Origin of the sequence: Streptomyces sp. SID3343 (genome assembly GCF_009865215.1) — a bacterium.
GTDB lineage: Bacteria > Actinomycetota > Actinomycetes > Streptomycetales > Streptomycetaceae > Embleya.
The window spans coordinates 45,691-63,859 of sequence record NZ_WWJX01000336.1 but is presented as its reverse complement, the minus strand read 5'-3'; the positions used below and the strand labels follow the sequence as shown (position 1 = coordinate 63,859).

At 65.4% G+C, this 18,169-nt stretch carries 15 protein-coding genes; 8 read left to right on the top strand and 7 right to left on the bottom strand.

The annotated features are described in order from the left end of the window. Positions 1–12 precede the first annotated feature (12 nt). From GT354_RS11310 to GT354_RS11290, 5 genes are all read right to left on the bottom strand, one after another. Entirely contained in the window at positions 13–492 is a 480-nt protein-coding gene (locus GT354_RS11310; RefSeq protein WP_161356159.1) for a cell wall hydrolase, read from the bottom strand. Beyond that, entirely contained in the window at positions 485–709 is a 225-nt protein-coding gene (locus tag GT354_RS11305; RefSeq protein WP_161356143.1) for a hypothetical protein, read from the bottom strand. Before GT354_RS11305 ends, GT354_RS11310 begins: the two co-directional genes overlap by 8 nt. Positions 710–866: 157 nt before the next feature. Further along, the gene (locus GT354_RS11300; protein ID WP_161356142.1) at positions 867–1,760 is read right to left on the bottom strand and encodes a hypothetical protein; all 894 of its coding nucleotides are present in this window, start codon (positions 1,758–1,760) and stop codon (positions 867–869) included. Further along, positions 1,757–2,536 carry a hypothetical protein gene (locus GT354_RS11295; protein WP_161356141.1) on the bottom strand — a complete coding sequence of 260 codons (780 nt, stop codon included), beginning with the start codon at positions 2,534–2,536 and terminating at the stop codon, positions 1,757–1,759. The genes GT354_RS11300 and GT354_RS11295 overlap by 4 nt, the downstream gene beginning before the upstream one ends. 281 nt (positions 2,537–2,817) lie before the next feature. After that, positions 2,818–3,324, bottom strand: coding sequence for a hypothetical protein (locus GT354_RS11290; protein ID WP_161356140.1), 507 nt, complete (start codon positions 3,322–3,324; stop codon positions 2,818–2,820). 530 nt (positions 3,325–3,854) lie between these two features. Here GT354_RS11290 and GT354_RS11285 point away from each other — a divergent pair. The 5 genes from GT354_RS11285 (at position 3,855) to GT354_RS11265 (ending at position 13,468) form a co-directional block, all read left to right on the top strand. Then, a complete protein-coding gene (locus tag GT354_RS11285) occupies positions 3,855–4,883 on the top strand; it encodes a hypothetical protein (RefSeq protein WP_161356139.1) in 1,029 nt (342 codons plus the stop codon). Between the two features lie 453 nt (positions 4,884–5,336). Then, positions 5,337–7,415, top strand: a complete 2,079-nt coding sequence (locus GT354_RS11280; protein WP_161356138.1) for a hypothetical protein — start codon at positions 5,337–5,339, stop codon at positions 7,413–7,415. Between the two features lie 74 nt (positions 7,416–7,489). Then, entirely contained in the window at positions 7,490–9,124 is a 1,635-nt protein-coding gene (locus GT354_RS11275; RefSeq protein ID WP_161356158.1) for a class I SAM-dependent DNA methyltransferase, read from the top strand. Beyond that, a complete protein-coding gene (locus GT354_RS11270) occupies positions 9,117–10,244 on the top strand; it encodes a restriction endonuclease subunit S (protein ID WP_161356137.1) in 1,128 nt (375 codons plus the stop codon). The genes GT354_RS11275 and GT354_RS11270 overlap by 8 nt, the downstream gene beginning before the upstream one ends. Then, complete coding sequence (locus GT354_RS11265) at positions 10,241–13,468, top strand: type I restriction endonuclease subunit R (protein ID WP_161356136.1); 3,228 nt, start codon at positions 10,241–10,243, stop codon at positions 13,466–13,468. The genes GT354_RS11270 and GT354_RS11265 overlap by 4 nt, the downstream gene beginning before the upstream one ends. A gap of 77 nt (positions 13,469–13,545) precedes the next feature. On the opposite strand, the gene GT354_RS11260 is transcribed toward GT354_RS11265, so the two are convergent. After that, a complete protein-coding gene (locus GT354_RS11260) occupies positions 13,546–13,737 on the bottom strand; it encodes a DUF397 domain-containing protein (RefSeq protein WP_161356135.1) in 192 nt (63 codons plus the stop codon). Further along, entirely contained in the window at positions 13,734–14,579 is an 846-nt protein-coding gene (locus GT354_RS11255; RefSeq protein ID WP_161356134.1) for a helix-turn-helix transcriptional regulator, read from the bottom strand. The genes GT354_RS11260 and GT354_RS11255 overlap by 4 nt, the downstream gene beginning before the upstream one ends. A 158-nt stretch (positions 14,580–14,737) precedes the next feature. Here GT354_RS11255 and GT354_RS11250 point away from each other — a divergent pair, with 158 nt between their 5' ends. The 3 genes from GT354_RS11250 to GT354_RS11240 all read left to right on the top strand — a co-directional run bounded on the left by GT354_RS11250 (position 14,738) and on the right by GT354_RS11240 (position 18,137). Then, positions 14,738–15,199, top strand: coding sequence for an ATP-binding protein (locus GT354_RS11250; protein WP_202511755.1), 462 nt, complete (start codon positions 14,738–14,740; stop codon positions 15,197–15,199). A gap of 131 nt (positions 15,200–15,330) precedes the next feature. Beyond that, the gene (locus tag GT354_RS11245; RefSeq protein WP_346011980.1) at positions 15,331–17,781 is read left to right on the top strand and encodes a hypothetical protein; all 2,451 of its coding nucleotides are present in this window, start codon (positions 15,331–15,333) and stop codon (positions 17,779–17,781) included. Further along, positions 17,778–18,137 (top strand): hypothetical protein, encoded by a 360-nt coding sequence (locus GT354_RS11240; RefSeq protein ID WP_161356133.1) that lies wholly within the window; start codon positions 17,778–17,780, stop codon positions 18,135–18,137. Before GT354_RS11245 ends, GT354_RS11240 begins: the two co-directional genes overlap by 4 nt. Positions 18,138–18,169: the final 32 nt, after the last annotated feature.

The following is an 18,169-nucleotide window of genomic DNA, read 5'->3' as shown; positions in this document are numbered from 1 at the left end:
GTGGCAATTCAACTACGAGTGCGGCCCGATCTGTTCCGCCGGTTGTCCGCCCGACCGCGGCCGGCACCGCTTGACCCCGAGCAGGCGCGCGTAGCGCGGACGGGCCGCGAAGTCGGCGTAGGCCCAGATCGCCGGTACGCCGACCTCCCGGCACAGGTGCAGCACTCGATCCGGGCCGAGGTGGATCGCAACGTGCGCCGCGTAGCCCTCGTCGCGGCCGGGGCGCGGTCCACCGTCGAACAGGAGCAGATCGAGCGGCGCGGTTCGGGCCACGCTCACCGTGACGGTCGCGTCGTCGTCGGCCCACAGCTCGGAGGAGCGCAACGGCGGTACGTACAGGCCGTGGTGGGCGAGGTAGGCGTACGCGTACAGCTGACAGTTCGCCCCGGCGGACAACTCGCCCGCGGCAACCGCCTGCGGGTGCCGGGCGTATACGTACCGGACGTCACGAAAGCACGCCGGGAGCACGGCCAATGACGGTTCCTCAGGCATCGCGGGCATGCCTGGCATCCAACAGCAGGGACACCACCGGCTCCAGCACTGTCGGCACGAACAGCACCCGGAACACCACGGTGTAACCACCCGTCAGGTCGGGGATCGTGCCGAAGACGATCCGGAGCACGGCCGCGATCGGACGCGCGACGAGGAAGGTCGTCGCCGACAGCCGACCGGCCCCCGCCGGGGTCGGGGCGAACCGGACCGGCAGCACGAGCAGGAGTGGGCACCGCGACCACGCCGAGCGACAGCCGCCACGGCCCGAGGCCGTTCGACAACGCCGAAAGTTCTCGAAGTGGCGGCCGAGCGAGAGTTCGGCGAGGCATATCAGCCGGACAGCGGTGCCGGGCTCGACGAGTGTTCAGCGCCCGTCAGTCCATGTTGAGCCAATGGGTGGACGTGATGCCCTTGTGGACGGGGTCCTCCGGCCAGATACGTTTTGCTCTCGCGCGCGAGGCCGTTTGATAAAAGGGCAGATCCTTCCCCTCTTCGACGACCTCGATGGGGTACGGGAACGGGCGGCCGGTGTCGCGCAAGGTGGCGAGCCGACGTCTGATGTCGGGGGCATCGGAGGCCAGGTCGATCACGACGACGAAAACCCAGGTGGGGTCGAGCCGTGAGTGACGCTGGGCGTGCGACCGCCAGGCGCGGCCGATGAGCTGCACACCCGGGATCGCGGCGGCCTTCTCGCTGAGGGCGGCGTCCAAGCCGTCCAGCACGATGGGCGCTTCGTACTGCCGTTCCGACCAGTTGTCGAAATAGTAGAGAATCTCGACGTCGTCCTGATCGATGGTGAACTCGGCGGCGGAGGCGAATCCGGCCGCATCGGTTTGGATGTCGTCGAGAAGCAGCCGCTCGGCTGGGGTCGGCTCGACGTGCTCCTCGGTGATGCGATCGACGAGGAGCGGCCCGGCCACGGCCGGCCCACCGTCGGCGAGTTCGACCCACAGAGTCGCCTCCGCGTCATCACTCAACCGCCCGGACAGGCGACGCAACAGCAGGATGATCGCCTTCCTGGCACTCACCACCGCCTGAACATGTCGAATTTTGTAGTTCCGGTCGTATTCCGAGTATTTGGCGGCAATCGCCTTCGTCGCGTTGTCGAATTCGGCCGCTTGTAGTGGACCAACCTCCGTGGGGTCCTCATCCAAGGAGTATCGGCGACCGAATTCGCCGATCCAGGCGTGCATCTCCCGAGCCCGGGCACGCACGAGCGGGTGGATGGCGCCGGGAGCCGGTTCAAAATCGTCGAGGTGATCCGTCACAAGAGCTTTACTCCGTTCCATGACGATCCAGTGAGGACTCGCTTGCCGAAGAAGTCCGAGGATCCGTTCGATCCGATCGCCGCTATGTGGCTCGGCGAGGGATAATCCGGCGAGCCGAACGTGGAGCGACTCGCTCGATCGATGACGGCACGCGCTTCGGTGAGTTCGCTCGGTGTCAGCGGAGAGTTGTTCTCGCGCACCTTGGCCTTGAACCGGTTGATGATGCTTGCGGCCGACTTTTCGTCGGCCCATCCGTAGCCGGCCTTCGCCCACGTGTAGCCGCCGGTTTCCTTGCCTGCCCGGAGCGTGATCCGGTCGACGCCTGACGATCGGTACCAGGATTCCGCGTCATCGCTGAACGCCTTCCCGAAGCCTGTGCCTCGAAGATCTTTGTTGTCGATCACGATCTTCTCGTGCTTCACCGAGACGGTCCCATCGGCGTTCTTGAGGAACGTGCGTTCCATGCGTCCGACGACCGTCCCGTCGGCGCTGACTATGTTGGCATCCCATGACAGGCGACCGGCCCGTGTATACACCTCACTGACCCGGACCCGGACCCGTAGCCTGAGCTTGGTGCTGGTCTTGTAGACAGCCGCAGGAGCGCTGTCCGTCGCCTTGAGATGCCCCTCGGTGAGTCGGTCGAGGTGCGCGTTGAAATCTTTGCTGTACGGGCTCTGTCCGAAAGCGCCGGAGTGGGCGGTCTTCGCCGTGAGATCCTGCCGTGCCGTGGTGAACCCCGCGGAAGCCGTGTCGAGGCGCTTCGCGCTGGTTTCCATGGCCCCGGGGACGAGCTTGGAGAAGCCCGCCCGCGACTGCAGCGCGGTTGACGGAGCCGCAGGTGTGCCCGGAGCGGCCGGGTGGGCGCCACGCCGGCCGCGAATTGGTGCCGGGGCCCGGGCGCATCGGTTCGCCGTTGACCGGATTGATGCCCGGTGTGGGTGTGGTCGGACGGCATTGGAGTCAGCCCATGAGCGAAGTGATTTTGGAGGCAGCGACGGGTGACGTATCGGACCCGTCGCCCCCGCCGTAGAACCGCACGGGCGCGCCTGGGGACTCCTCACCCCCGCCGTAATTCCTCACGGCATGCTCTCCGGCTCCGGATCGGCGAGGAGCGCTGGAACTGCGGACTCCAGATCCCAGAGACCACCGTCTGTGAACGGCTTGTTGAGGCAGTACTGAAGGGTCTGCGGCAAGCCTTCGAAGCGTTCCGGATCGGAGTTCGGCAGTTCTCGACCTTGTAGTAGCCGGGGTACTCGGCTGGATCCGTGGGCCAAGTGCCGTCCTGGCGACCCGCCTGGATCTTGTCGTACAACAAGTCGAGTTGGGTGATGGCGATGTTGATCACCGAGCGCACCGCGTCGGCCGCCTCGCTCAACGACTTGCCGACCGCAGTCGACGCCATCACCAATCCGGTGAGGTGGTCACCCGAGAACCGGGTCCAGTAGTCGGCGAACGCGTCGATCGACGCACCGGCTTGTTCGGTTACCACGGAATCCGCCGCGCTGTCGGCGGCTTGCCGTTCCTGGTCCGCGGCCTGGGCATACGCGAAGTAAGCCGCCGCCATCTCGTCCAGAGCGTCGATGTCTATGTCTGGCTACTCCAGGCCGATCATGTTGTACGCCTCTTGAAGGTCAGCAGGTGCTGACGGCCTCATGAGCACACCCCCCGGTGGTCGACCAACGAGGAGTCTGGGGCCGGACTGCTGTACCCGTCAAGGGAGTTGGCGATACCGAGCGCGTCGATGCGGATCGTCCGATCGAGGCTCGAAGGGACGCGGCGTACGGCCTGTGGGTCCGGATCGGCACAGGCGACACGCGCATCTCAGCGCGGAGCCCCTGGCCACGCGGAGGGAGTGCGGTCGGCGTCGGCCGCCGAGATGGACCGCGCCCCGTAGTCCGCTTACAAGATCGTCGTTGCACGGGGTATGGGCGAAGGACGGCTCTTCGATGCGCGTCGGGCGCCGTCACGCTTTACGCCCGAACTCGTTGGGCACCGGTGAACCCGATTCTCGAATCCGCTCAGCGCCTCCCAAGCGTCGAGGAGGCATTCGGCCTTCGACCGCTGCGTGCCGCACCGCTCTCCAACGGTTGGATCGTGGACGTATCGGCGGCACAACTGGCGCCGCTTGCCGCCTCGGTCGACGCTGCTCGGCGGCTCTCGGCTCGTCGGGGGTATCTCCACGACAGCGAGTCCAACCGTCGACTCGCCGAGATGTTGCGGGAGCGGCCTCGGGACTTCGGGGCGGCGGGGCACATCGTGCTGGGAGCCGACGCGGTGGAGCCGTATCCCGGAGCACGCGGTTTCAGCGACGCGCTGTGGATCATGGGGCTGGAGTGCATCGACGGGTTCCAGCGGCTGAAGATCATCGCGAACAGCGTGGGCCACTTGCCTTCCGAGCACTTGGACCGCTCCGTCCTGCGACTGGAAATCGTTTGTGGCCCCGACCGGGAACGCGTGCGCCGCGTCCACGACGACGCGGACTCTTACGTGAACGTGTCCACGGCCCAGGACCGTTTGATCCGGTGCCCGAACATCGTCCGGCTCATGCGATGCGATTGGGAGCGCGGCGACTTCGATCCCCGCCGGGGCATCACGACCGGGCCGCACCGGCTGCGCTTGTCCATGGCCGATATGACCCGAGCGCTTGCCTGCCTTTCGACCGAACAACAGCCGGACGCAGCTCACTTGTCGGCTACCGACGAGGGCTTGGACGAATTGTGGGGCGACCCGTCGTCTCCGGTGTATCGCAGTCTGTTCCATGAGCGGATGACTCCCGTGGGAGTGATGCGGGCGGTAGAGGCATGGCAAGCGGCTCGCGGGGCTTTGGCGGCGCTTCCGCAGAGGCGCCACGAGGGTCACGGGCACCTGATCCCGTACGCTCCCGTGCTGATCTGCTGGGCCGCGTGTCGCGCGCTTCCGCTGAGGCAACTTCATGATCCGAGGCCTCCCTACGCTTGGGAGCACGAGATCGAGCACCATCTGCCAGGGATGACGGTCAGCAAGGCGACCGAACTCGTCGAGCTCTACGGAGCGAGCCGGCCCAAGGGCAAGCGCCCCTATAAGGCGGAGGCACCGGAACTCGACCTGTGGCTTGAGCTCGCCGAACTCTCTCGCAGGACTTGAGAACTGGCGCAGGCCGTTCGCGCCGGATTGCCGGCAGGTACGGATGCCCAACCGTGGGCGTGGTTCGTCGACGGCGGCGCGGGCCGTCCGGCCGGCCGATCCATGCGGGATCAGGACGGGCCAGAGGTTCGTTGTACTTGCCGCCGCGTAGCTGTCCGGGCTTGGCTCGGTGGTCGTTCCGCCTGCTCGATGCACCCATGATCGCTTGCTCTGTATCTTGATAACCCTGGTTATCGAAACGTCATATAGACATCAAGTAGTTCGTCGTAGGAGTCTAGGCACCGGTGAGAGATGCCCCTGAAGGCAATCGAGCCGCAGGCGGAGTGCGGCGCGCTGCGTGCCCCACCGCCAGTCCGCGGGTTAGGCGCGAGAGGAGTACGCACTGTGATCCATATGTCGGATTCTGTTCCATCGTCCTCGTCGCTGTCGTCCGTGCCGACCCCGCTCGTCTCGATGTCCGAGATCGCAACTTTCGCGCAGGTCCAACGTCCCGTTGTTTCCAACTGGCGTCGGCGGCACACGGACTTTCCGGCCGCGGTCGAGGAGGGCTTCGGCCGCCCGCTCTTTGATGGCAGAGAAGTCATCGAATGGCTGATCTCCACCGGCTTGGGCAACGCCGACCCCGTCCACCTCCGAGCCGAGATCACTCTGTTTGGCCTCGCGGCCCAGACCGGGCAGTACAGCCCGGGGCAACTGATCGAGGTCGTCGGGAGCCTGCTGTGCCTGCGCAAGCTTGACGGACGCCCCCTGACGGACGTCGGCGGTGCGACCGCGGATGACGACGGCAAGCTGTGGGCCGCTGTGCGGCATCGGGCGGAACGCATCGATGCCGAGGACGAGTTCGTCCTGCGTGAACTTCGCTCGGTCGATGCCGGCGCGGCCCCGCTCGTCCGGCTCGCCGAGGACCTGGTCGAGGCCGCCTACGACGAGCGCGGCGCCTACGAGTGGCTCCTCGCATCTCGCGCCCGACTGGGCCTCGACGCACTCGTCGCCGATGCGGTGGCCCCCGAGCTTGAGGGGCTTATCGGTCGGCTCGCCGATCTCGGTGTCCGCCTGGAGGACGGAGGCTCCGTCACCATTGCCGATCCGCATGCGGGAATCGGTGACCTGCTCGTCGGACTGCTGCGTGGGGTCGACGACCGCGAACAGATCACCGCCCTGGCCGCCGACCCGGACGAACGGCCGGCTCGGATCGTTCGACGGCGGCTGTTGCTCGCGGGTATCGACGAGCTCTCGCTCGACGTACAGACCGGCCACGATCTGGAGGAACGGCTCGCGGACCCGGACCTCATCGTCACGCAGATCCCGTACCGACCTGGTGAGTATCGCTCGGTGCTCAGTGTGCTGGAGGACGTCGAGGGCATCGCGGATCTGCTCCGACCGGGCGCGACCGCTCTCGTGTTGGGTCCTGCTGATGCCCTCGTAGATGCTCTGCGAGGTACGGAGGAATCCCGCATGCGGTCGGCGCTGCTGCGCGGAAACGTCGTGGAGGCGGTGATCGCCCTGCCCGGTGGAGCGTTGCCCTTCCGGCCCGGATACCGGTCGGCGCTGTGGATTCTCACCCGTGGTCCGGTCTCGGCGACGGAGGGCAAGGTGCTCTTGGCCGACATCAGTGCCGAGCCGCTGACCGAGGGTGTGTGCGCACGACTGGCCGAGGACGTTCTCTTGTGGCGCGCCGAGGGCTTTCGTGATCTGGACGGACACGATCCCCGCTTCGGGCGTGCGGCGAACATTGCCGACTTGGAGCGCACGTTCGGTGGTCCGCTGTCTCCGCTTGGGCCTCCTACCTCCGCGATCCTGTCGCGTACGGTCACCGAGCGCCCCGCCTTCATCGGCGAAGCCGAGGCGCGTCTTGAGCGGGCGGCGAACGAGGCCCGGTCGTACGAGGACGAGCACGGCCCGTACTGGGGTGGCGTCTTGCGCCGTGACGGTCGGCGGATGCCACGGCGGACCACCCTGGGTGCGCTGGTCGCCGAAGGCAGGGTTGCCAGGCTTCGGGGGTATCGCGTCAACGAGCAGCACGTGACGAAGGACGGCCATCACACGGTGTTCGGGCCCGAGGAGATCACCGGTGGCAGTTCCATCGGATCTCGTCGGGTGGATCGCTTGGTGCTGGCTGCGGCTTATGACCGCGTGGCGCTCACCGAGCCCGGGGATGTCATGTACACGTTGGCGCCGCGACTTGCCCTCCATGTTGACGATGAGGGATTTGGTGTCGTCGTCTTCCCGGCTCGTGCTCTGCGGGTCAACCCCAACGCCGCTCGTCCGCTGACCCCGCGGGTCCTGGCCGCGCTACTCGGGGCTGCGCGCAACACCGGCCGCAGCCCTGGTGCGGTTCGTGCTGCTCGGCGCATCGAGGAGTACCAACTTCCCGACCTCGACCCGGACGACGTCGAGCGCTTCGACGCGATGTTGGCCGAGACGGAGCGCCGGGAGAGGATGCTGCGTGCGCAGACCGACGCGCTGGCCGAGGCTCGGCGACTGACCATTGCCGGCCTCGCGGACGGGACGCTGACCCTCGGTCGTAGCTGAACGCAATGCCTTGTACTGCAAGCCCCTTGACCGCTGACAACCCTTCGTCGGCCGGTAACCGGAAAGAAGAGACAATGCCCCCGCGCAAGCGAGCCGCCGCCGGACAGGGCGAACTGCCCGGCGTCTCCAGCACCAAGGACATCCAGGACATCCTGTGGAAGGCCGCGGACAAGCTCCGCGGTTCGATGGACGCCGCTCAGTACAAGGAATTCGTCCTCGGCCTGGTCTTCCTGAAGTACGTCTCCGACGCGTTCGCCGAACGTCAAGCGGAGTTGGCTGCCGACCCCGAGATCGCGGAGATGCCGGAACATCGGCGCGCCCCGTTCCTGGAGGACCGGGACGAGTACACCGAGCGGAACGTCTTTTGGGTGCCTGCCACCGCCCGCTGGGACTACATCGCGGAGAACGCGAGCAGTGCGGAAGGCGGAGTCGGAAAGCTCCTCGACGACGCCATGGATGATGTGATGAAGGCCAACAAGAACCTCACCGGCGTTCTCCCGAAAATCTTCAACCGTGACAACGTTGACCAGAAGCGCTTGAAGGAACTGGTCGACCTCATCAGCGATGCCCGCTTCACCGGGCACCGCGACAAGCCCGCCCAGGACGTACTCGGCGAGGTCTACGAGTACTTCCTGGAGATGTTTGCCCGCGCGGAAGGCAAGCGCGCAGGAGAGTTCTATACGCCGGCGAGCGTGGTGAAACTGCTGGTGGAGGTGCTGGAGCCCTACGAGGGCCGGGTGTACGACCCGGCCTGCGGCTCCGGCGGCATGTTTGTCCAGAGTGGCAAGTTCGTCGCCAAGCGGCGTGGACGGGACCACACCCACGACATCGCCGTGTACGGCCAGGAGGCCAACGAGCGCACGTGGCGACTGGCGAAGATGAACCTCGCCATCCACGGCATGGATCCGAAGGGCGTCGGCGAGCGGTGGGCCGACACCTTTGCGGATGACAAGCTGCCAGACCTCAAGGCCGACTTCGTGATGGCCAACCCGCCGTTCAATATGTCCGACTGGGCGCGGAGGACGGACGACCGACGCTGGCGGTTCGGCGTCCCGCCGCAGTCGAACGCCAACTACGCGTGGTTGCAGCACATCGTGTCCAAGCTCGGCGACCGGGGGAGCGCGGGCGTCGTCTTGTCCAACGGCTCCATGTCGTCGAAGCAGTCGGGCGAGGGCGAGATCCGGGCTGCGTTGATCGAGGCAGACTTGGTTGCGTGCATGGTGGCTCTGCCAGGAAACTTGTTTCGGACGACAGCGATTCCGGCATGCCTATGGTTCCTAACGAAGGATAAGTCCCCCCAGGGTTTGAAGGCGTTGGACGATCGGCGCAGTCGGGTGCTATTCATCGACGCGCAGGCGATGGGCACGATGGTTGATCGCACGGAGCGCGTCCTCACGAACGAGGATTTGGCAAAGATCTCCGATACGTACCACGCGTGGCGCGGGACGAAGTCCGCTAGGGATATGGGGCTTTCATACGAGGACGAGCCGGGATTCTGCTATAGCGCGACACTGGGAGAGATCGAGAAGCACGACCATGTGCTTGCACCCGGGCGCTACGTTGGGGCAGCGGAGGTCGAGTACGATCCGGAAGCAGAGCCTACGGAGGAAAAAATTTCGCGGCTGACGAAGGAATTGTTGGCCCTTCTGGACGAGTCTGCGCGGCTTGACGTTGGAGTGCGCCAGCAGCTGGGACGAATCAATGACTGAGTGGCGCACCTACCAGGTCGGTGACATTGCCCAGGTATTTGATGGGCCCCACGCCACACCGAAGAAAACGAAGGAAGGTCCCTGGTTTCTTAGTATTTCCAGTTTGGATCGGGGAAGGCTTGACCTAAGCGAGTCCGCGCACGTATCCGAAGAAGAGTTTGTCAGGTGGACTCGACGGGTCATTCCTGAGTCAGGAGACATTCTGTTTTCCTATGAAACCCGTCTAGGCGATGCGGCCCTCATGCCGGGAGGTATCAGGGCATGTCTGGGGCGCCGAATGGGTATCTTGCGTCCGAAGCGAGACGTTGTGATTCCCGAGTTTCTGCTCTTTGCTTATCTGGCGCCGTCTTTCCAGGAAACAATCCGGTCTCGAAAAATCCACGGAGCGACTGTCGATAGAATCCCGCTCGTCGACCTTCCTAAGTGGCCCATCAGGATTCCCGAATTGGCTGAACAAAGGGATATCGCTGCCGTACTTGGGGCGCTGAACGACAAGATCGCGGTGAACGATCGAGTCATCACTGCCTCCATCGATGTCTGTCAGGCCCTATATGCGTCTATTTCGAAGGCCGCTATAGAGACCTCGGAACTGGGCAGTGTAATCGATCTTAGGTACGGTAAATCACTTCCTTCCGTAAAGCGCAAACAAGGATCGGTTCCGGTTTACGGAAGTGGAGGGATCGCTGGTTCGCATGATGAAATCCTGGTACCCGGCCCGGGGGTGATCGTAGGCCGAAAGGGAACCGTGGGGGCTATTTACTGGTCCCAGGAAAGTTTTTTCCCCATTGATACCACCTTTTATGTTTCATTGAAAAGGTCGGAAATTCCAATGGAGTACATGTACTTTGCGCTTCAGGATCTCAAATTGGAGCGCATGAACTCGGACTCGGCTGTCCCCGGTCTGAATCGCACCAATGCGCTAGCCACGCGTCTGAGAGTGCCTGCGACCCACGAGGCGAGCACGTTCGTTAACAGAGTTCGACCCTTGTTTGAACTCAAACATCAGCGTGATCAAGAGAGTCTCACCCTTGCCGCTCTTCGCGAGACCCTGCTCCCGCAACTCATGTCTGGCAAGCTTCGCGTCCGTGCAGCGGAGCGCATCGTGGAGGACGCGGTATGACCGATGACGGTAGCGCCGAGTACGACGGCAAGATGAGCGAGTCCGTTTGGGAAAGCCTTGCCATGGATGAGCTCGCCGAGCTTGCTTGGGAGGTGAAGGAAGGCAAGACGATCGGCCCCGGCTCCGGGCGCCGCAAGAACTGGGACGACCTGATCCTGCACGACCAGCTCACGGCAGCCATCGAGCGCTTGAACCCTGAGCTTCCCGCCGCTGCTGTCTACGAGGCCCTCCGGATCGCGACTGATCCCACCTCGACCGAGGCATACCCGGAAAATAAGCAGGCGCACGCACACCTCACCTCCGGCATCCGCTTCACCTACATCGACGATTTCGGGGCTGAGCAGACCCCCACCGTGCGCCTGGTCGACTTCACCGACGCCGACGCGAACTCCTACCTCGCCGCAAACCAGGTCACCGTCAGGGACAGCGACGGCCGCCACCGCCGCTTCGATATCGTCCTGTACGTCAACGGTCTGCCCCTCGCCGTCATCGAGCTGAAGAGTGCCGCCGCCGAGAGCGCGACGCTGAAGGATGCGCACGCGCAACTCAGGACCTACGTCGACGAGTTCCCGATTGCGTTCCGCTACAACGTGCTGGCCTTGGTATCGGATGGCATCACCGCGAAGTACGGCACGGTCTTCACCCCGTACGAGCATTTCGCGCCCTGGAACGTGGATGAGGACGGCGATCGAGTTGACACCGCCGCGCCCGACTACACCGACGATCCGGAAGCGCTGAACCTCGCGCTGCACGGTTTGTTCACCCATCCCCGCTTCCTCTCCCTCGTCGTCAACTTTGTCAACTTCACGCCCACTGGCAAGCGCATCGCCAAGCCGCACCAGTTTTTCGCGGTTACCAAGGCCGTGGACGCGATCGTCACTGCGTCGCACAGCAATGGCCAGGCAGGCGTGATCTGGCATACGCAGGGCGCAGGCAAGTCCGAGGAGATGGTGGAGACCTCTGCACTGGTCTCCCGCCATCCCGGCTTGAACAACCCCACGATCGTCGTCGTCACCGATCGCAACGACCTGGATGACCAGTTGTACGACACCTTCCAGGACAGTCAGACCCTCCTCGGACAAGAGCCGCTTCAGGTCACGACCCGCGAGCAGCTTCGTACCGAGCTGCTCAATCGCCGCACCGGCGGGATCATCTTCACGACCTTGCAGAAGTTCGGCATATCCAAGGAAGAGAAGGACGCGGGCATCGAGCATCCGCGGCTCTCCGACCGCCGCAACATCCTGGTCGTCGTCGACGAGGCGCACCGCTCGCACTACGACAGCCTCAACGGGTACGCCCGTCACCTGCGCGATGCCCTTCCCTACGCCACGCTCATCGCCTTCACCGGCACCCCGATCTCCAAGAAGGACGCGGATACCCGCGCGGTGTTCGGCGAGTACATCGACATCTACGACCTCAAGCGCGCCGTGGACGACGAGGCCACCGTCCGGGTTTTCCACGAGCCACGGGTCATCGACGTATCCCTGCCGCCCGGAGTCGACGCGGCCGATATTGACGAAAAGGCCAACAAGCTCACCGAGGGTATGGATGATGCCGAGCGCCGGCGCGCCGTGCGGAACTCCGCCACCATGGACACGGTCTATGGCGCGCCGGACCGGATAGCAACGCTCGCGGACGACCTGATTTCTCATTGGGAGACGCGCCGGGAGCTGGTAAAGCCGGATATCGGCGGCCCCGGCAAGGCGATGATCGTGGGCGCCACCCGGGAGATCTGCGTCAGGATCTACGACGCGTTGGCCGAGCGGCGTCCCGAGTGGACGAGCAACGAGGTCGACCAGGGCGTGATGAAGATCGTCTTTCACAGTGAGCGCACGGATCTCCCTCACCTCCGTAAGCACGCGTTGCGTAAGTCGCAGCAGAAGGTCATCCAGGCGCGAGCCAAGGATCCCGACGACCAGCTCGAACTACTTATCGTGCACTCGATGCTGCTCACCGGTTATGACGCGCCGCCCATTCACACCCTTTACATGGACCGCCCGATGCGGGGCGCCAACCTGATGCAGGCCCTCGCCCGCGTGAACCGGCGTTTCGCCGGCAAGCAGGACGGCCTCCTCGTTGGTTACGCGCCCTTGACGGACAACCTCACCAAGGCGCTGGCCGAGTACTCGCCTCAAGACCGCGAGGACCGGACGCTCGGCGCGGACATCGAGCGGGCCATCACCGAGGTCAAGAACGAACTGGCCATCATCAAGGGCCTGTTGGTCGGCTCGCGTTGGCAAGAGTTGCTGGCCGACACCGGCCGGCCTCAGCACCGCAAGCGCGCCTTGCGTTTGACCTCCAGCTATCTGCGAGACCCCAGGACCCCAGGGAACAAGGTCGGGCCCAAGGAGAGGCCGCTCTCCGTTCGTTTCAAGGACAGTGCAGCTCTCTTGGACCGCTACTACGCCATCTGCGCGGCCAGCCGCGAAATCTCCGAGCGTTGCGAGGAACTGGCCGACTGGCGAAGGGACATCGCGTTCTTCAAAGAGGTTCGGGCCTGGATGGTCAAGTTCGATGCTGCTGACCGGGAGGCGACCGGCCGGCCCCTGACTGCCGAGGTAGAACGCTACCTCGAAGCGCTCGCCGCCTCGGTTGTCGACGCGGACAAGATCACCGACCTCTACGAAGAGGCCGGCCTCGGCCGGTTGGACATCACCCGTCTCAACGAGGCCCAGCTGCGCAAGCTGGAGAACTCCGAGACGCCGCACCTGGTCACGGAGGCACTCCGCCGCATGATCGAGAAGAAAATGCGCGAGGTGACCAAGCACAACGTCGTTCGGCACGAGAGCTTCTCCGCACGCCTGAACGACCTGATGCGGCGCTACATGCTCCAGCAGCTCACCAGCGCCCAGGTCATCGCCGAACTCGCGGCGATGGCCCGTGAGGTATCCGAGGAAGCCCGCCGCGGCGAGCGCTTCGACCCGCCGCTCAATCACGCCGAACTGGCCTTCTACGATGCGGTCGCGCACCGTGACATGGCCCAGTTGATGGCGGGCGGTGACGAGAAGCTCGCCCAGATCGCGCGGGCACTCGTCGCCGACATCAAGAAGAACCTCTCGGTCGATTGGCTCTCCCGTGAGCCCGTGCGCGCCAAGCTCCGCACTCGCATCCGCCGGGTACTAGCCATGTTCGACTACCCGCCCGAGGAGGAACGGGAGGCCGTCGACCTAGTCCTCAAGCAGATGGAGACCTTCGCCAAGGAGTGGGCACCGGGAGCGAAGTAGCGGCTGGGCTACCCTCGCGCTCCGGCGGACCGCCGCATCCGGTGGTCCGCCCCGGGCTCGGTTGTGCTTGCGCGTACTCAGACGCGGGCGTCTGCGACGTCGGCAATGAAGGTCGTCCAAGCCGTCGGTGAGACGACGAGTGGACGGATCTGCGTGTCCTTGGAGTCCCGGACGTGGATCGTCTCGGGGCGCACAGCCACCGCGATGCAGTTGTCACCGCCGCCACCGCTGTAGCTGCTCTTGAACCATTGCAGTTCGGGTTTGCTCATAGTTCTCCTCGCATCTGCTCCAGCAGGAGCGCGGTCGCCTGATGGCTGAGAGCCTGTGAGCGCATCTTTCCATAGCGCTGAAGCATCGCGCTGACTGCTTTCGGGTCGCTGATCAACATGCTGCTCTCATGGCTTTCGAGGTAACCGAACCATTGACTATCGGTGGTCTCGGCGAGGTACATGGGGCCTTCGAAGCCGTAATGGTCTTCTTGCCGCAGCGACATGAGCTGAATCTCTACGTTGCGTCGTTGCCCTTGCTCCACGAGGTGGTCCAGAAGCGCCCCAGTCACCTCGAGCCCGCCCAAGCGACGCTCCAGAAGGGCCTGCTCGATGATGAAGCAGAACGTGGTGGTGGGACGCTCCGCCAACAGTTGTTGCCTGTCGAGTCGAGCTGTCACCTGCTGCTCAAGCTGGCGCTCCGACAGGAGAGGAAGTCTGCGTTTGAACAGCTCGCGGATGTAGGACTCGGGTTGCAGCAACCCCGGCACAACCCGGCATTCATACGCGTACAGCGACAACGCCTCCTCCTCGATCCCCGCCCACTGCCGGAACCAAGAGGCCAACCCCGCCTTGCGAGTCAGGCTCTTCGCCGCCGCCTTCAATACCCGCGCCCCCGTAGCCCCCAGCACGTCCTCGGAGCGATCGACAAGGTCCCGAGGCGGGAAGCGTTTGCCCTGTTCGATCTTGGCGATGTAGTGCGCGGAGTACCGCACACGGGGAGCGAACTCCTCCTGCGTCAGCCCGGATTCGTCTCTCAGGGCCTTGAGTACCGCACCGAACGTCTTGAGACTGTCCGACATCTCGGGCTCATGGTTCGTGCCGCCGCCACTGTCCGCCGTCATCGCCGCTCACCTTCCGCTCCCGTACTCCGCAAACGCACCCAATCGAGCCATTGTTACGGTGAGTCGCTCACCCAATCCATATCGTGAACCAGTACAGATCCGCTTGTCCTGGTTTCGTGCCTGTCGGCGGTGACGGTGAGCCGCCAACGCTGAGGGGCATGACAGACTCATCGACCCAAGTCGCCCTCACCGCACATGTGTTCGCCCAGGATTTCTCGGCCACTCCGCGCGGGGCTCGTCTCGCTCGCCGGCTCGCGACGTACCAACTGGCGACCTGGGGCATCCCATACGGCAGTCCGGCCTCCGACTCAGCGGCTCTGGTCGTGGCGGAACTGGCCTCAAACGCCGTGCTTCACGCATGCGTGCCAGGGCGCGGTTTCGCGCTGCGACTCACCTACGACAGCGGCACGGGGGTGATCCGGATCGAGGTCTCCGACCACCATCCACGACAGCCCGTAAGCGTGCCTCCGCCAAGCGATGCCGACAACGGTCGTGGTCTGATCCTCGTCGATGCCGTGTCGGACCGCTGGGGCACGTCCGTACAAGGAGATTCAGGCAAGACCGTTTTCGCCGAAATCGAGGCAATGGCAAGGGAGTTCGATAACCAGGGTTATCAGTGAATCAATGGCACGAAGCAGTCGGGCTCCTTAGTGTTCCGTAGTGCCGGCCCGCTCAAAACGGGAGGTCCATGCTCCTGTGAGCACGGGCGCCGGCGTCCCTTCGACCGGGCACCGGATCACTGGAGAGCACCGTGACGGAACACCTCGAACGGCACGAGAACGACGGCAATCCCGAGCAGCCGGCACCCTCCGCGAATCCGCCGACGCTCCTCGGGCTCATGCACGACCGCCTCGACACGTCGACCCTCTCGGCAGCGAGCAAGGTTCTCCTCTCGGAAGCCCTCGGAGCCGACGAGGCCACCACCTCCACTGCCCGCGGCGTGTACCTGGAGTCGGTCACCGTCGCCGGCTTTCGGGGGATCGGGCCGAAGGTGCGGCTTCCCCTTGCCGCCAAGCCGGGCGTGATCCTCGTCGCAGGGCGCAACGGCTCGGGCAAGTCAAGCCTCGCCGAAGGCACCGAGATGGCGTTCACGGGTGCGAACACCCGCTGGGACGGACGCCATCCGGTCTGGCGCAGCAATTGGCGCAACCTGCACGACGGCGGGGCGCCGAAGATCGAGGTCAAGCTCCGGATCGAGGGCGATGCCGGCCCGAGCACTCTGACCCGCACCTGGGTCGGCGACGATGTCACGGTCTCCGAAGCCGAGCTCAGGCGGCCGGGACACGGCAGGGGTGACCTCGCTCGCGTCGGCTGGGAGCAGGCGCTGATCGACCACCGGCCGTTCCTGTCGTACTCCGATCTCGATCGGATGATCGGTGGCAAGCCGAGCGAGATGTACGACGCGGTGGCCACCATCCTGGGCTTGGGACGGCTCAACGTCGCGGACAGCCGGCTCGCGGCCGACGAGAAGGAGCTGAACGCGGCGATCAAGAACGCCGAGGCGGAACTTTCCGAGCTCGTCGAGATGCTGTCCGCGCTGGACGATCCCCGGGCCGCGGCCGCGATCGAAGCCCTCGCCAACGTCGCATCCCCGGATTTCGACAGCTTGGCGGCGCTTGTCGACGGCCTGCCCGGCGTGGACGACGACCACCTCGGCCGGCTGCGCGCGACCGCCGCGCTGATCGGTCCCGATCTCGAAGAGGTCGGCTCGGCCGTGGACCGGCTGCGGGCGGCGCGGGCCGCGCTGGAGGACGCGCAGGCGACTGGTGCCGAGGACGCCCGTCAGCGCGGTGAACTGTTGGCGATGGCTCTGGAACACCGTCGTCGGCACCCCGAGGAGAGCGCGTGTGCCGTATGCGGCTCCGACCGCCTGTTGGACGAAGCGTGGGCCGAGCGGACAGCCGTGCAGGTAGACCTCCTGCGCGCGGAGGCCGCTACCTCCCAGGCCGCGCGCGACGAGCTGCGGGACGCGGTGGAAGCCGTGCGCTATCTCATCGCCCCCACCCCCGCCTGGCTCCCGGTGGCGCTGATCGAGCCGTGGCAGGAGTGGACGGCGGCCCGCAGTGTCACGGACCCCGAACACCTGGCTGCTCGCGTCGAGTTCAACGGTTTGGTCCTGGCCGATGCCTGTTCCTCCCTCCGCGACGAAGCGGCTCGAGAACTGGAGAAGCTGGACGAGGGCTGGCGTCGGTGCGTCGCGCGGTTGGCGGGTTGGCTCGACCGGGCGCGGGCGGCCCATGCCGGCAAGCCCCGACTGCGTCAGGTCAAGGCGGCCCGGAAGTGGCTCAAGGAGGTCTCCGGCGAGTTGCGTGAGGAGCGGCTGCGGCCCTTCGTGGAACACTCCGAGCGGATCTGGGCGGAGTTGCGGCAGCAGAGCAACGTCGACCTGTGCGCCGTGCGCCTGACCGGGAGCGACAAGGCCAGTGTGCGCAAGCTCGTGATGGATGTTGCCATCGACGGCCGAGAGGCATCGGCGCTCGGCGTGATGAGCCAGGGGGAGTTGCACTCCCTCGCGCTGTCCCTCTTCCTGCCGCGCGCGGCCGCGGCGGACAGCCCTTTCGGATTCGTGGTCATCGACGATCCGGTGCAGTCGATGGATCCCTCCAAGGTGCACGGACTCGCCAAGGCCCTGCACCGACTCGGCGAGAGCCGGCAGGTGGTGGTGTTCACGCACGACACCCGGTTGCGGCAGGCGTTCCGGACCCAGGAACTCGCGGTGACGGTGTTCGAGGTCGAGCGCGCCGATCAGTCCGTGGTCAAGGTCCACCGGGCGACCGATCCCATCGAGCAGGCGCTGTCCGATGCGCGGGCTCTCGCCAGTACGAGCGAGCTTCCGCCGGAAACCATGACCCACGTGCTGCCCGGCATCTGCCGCACGGTGTTGGAGATCGCGTTCACCGAGGCCGCGTGGCTGCGACTGCATCGGGCCGGGCGGCCGGAGCACGAGGTGGCGGATGCTATTGCAGGGGCCGAGAAGCTCAAGGACATCGCTGCCCTGGGCCTGTTCGGCGACGCGTCACGGACTGCCGACGTCTTCAGTGAGCTGCGCAGGCGCTGTGGCCCGAACGCGGTGGGTCATCTGCTGCAGTGCCTGGAGGGCGCCCACCCCACCGGCACGTCGATGCCGGCTCCGCACCGGTTCGTGGACGACATCGCGGCCATTGCCCACACCGTACGCAAGCCGGAGGAGCCGCAGACGTGAACACCACCGCCCATCACTTGCTGACGACCGCCGACCGGCTCCTCGCGGACACCTCGGTGGCGACGATCGCAAGCCGCCACCGCGGCGCGGCGTTTGCCCTGAGGTCCGCGCTGGAGACCGCGGTATCCGATGCCCTGCTCGCCGCGCCGATCAATACCGGTGGCGGGAGCATGCGAGCCGAGTTCCTGTGCCTGCGCAGCTGCGCGGATGCGGACATCGCCCGTCGAGCGAAGGCCGTGTGGGGCATGCTCAGCGTGGGCTGCCACTACCACCACTACGAGCTCGGCCCGACTGCACATCAGTTGCGGGCTTGGCAGGCGGAAGTACGTACGCTGCTGAGCTTCCTGAGCACATGACCACATCCCTGGTCGCCCCGCTGAAACGCTCG

Bases quoted from the DNA above. Each gene is read 5' to 3' on its own strand.
- GT354_RS11310 (WP_161356159.1), bottom strand. From the start codon at position 492: ATGCCTGAGGAACCGTCATTGGCCGTGCTCCCGGCGTGCTTTCGTGAC.
- GT354_RS11295 (WP_161356141.1), bottom strand. From the start codon at position 2,536: ATGGAAACCAGCGCGAAGCGCCTCGACACGGCTTCCGCGGGGTTCACC.
- GT354_RS11290 (WP_161356140.1), bottom strand. From the start codon at position 3,324: ATGGCGGCGGCTTACTTCGCGTATGCCCAGGCCGCGGACCAGGAACGG.
- GT354_RS11280 (WP_161356138.1), top strand. From the start codon at position 5,337: ATGTCCGAGATCGCAACTTTCGCGCAGGTCCAACGTCCCGTTGTTTCC.
- GT354_RS11275 (WP_161356158.1), top strand. From the start codon at position 7,490: ATGCCCCCGCGCAAGCGAGCCGCCGCCGGACAGGGCGAACTGCCCGGC.
- GT354_RS11270 (WP_161356137.1), top strand. From the start codon at position 9,117: ATGACTGAGTGGCGCACCTACCAGGTCGGTGACATTGCCCAGGTATTT.
- GT354_RS11265 (WP_161356136.1), top strand. From the start codon at position 10,241: ATGACCGATGACGGTAGCGCCGAGTACGACGGCAAGATGAGCGAGTCC.
- GT354_RS11260 (WP_161356135.1), bottom strand. From the start codon at position 13,737: ATGAGCAAACCCGAACTGCAATGGTTCAAGAGCAGCTACAGCGGTGGC.
- GT354_RS11255 (WP_161356134.1), bottom strand. From the start codon at position 14,579: ATGACGGCGGACAGTGGCGGCGGCACGAACCATGAGCCCGAGATGTCG.
- GT354_RS11250 (WP_202511755.1), top strand. From the start codon at position 14,738: ATGACAGACTCATCGACCCAAGTCGCCCTCACCGCACATGTGTTCGCC.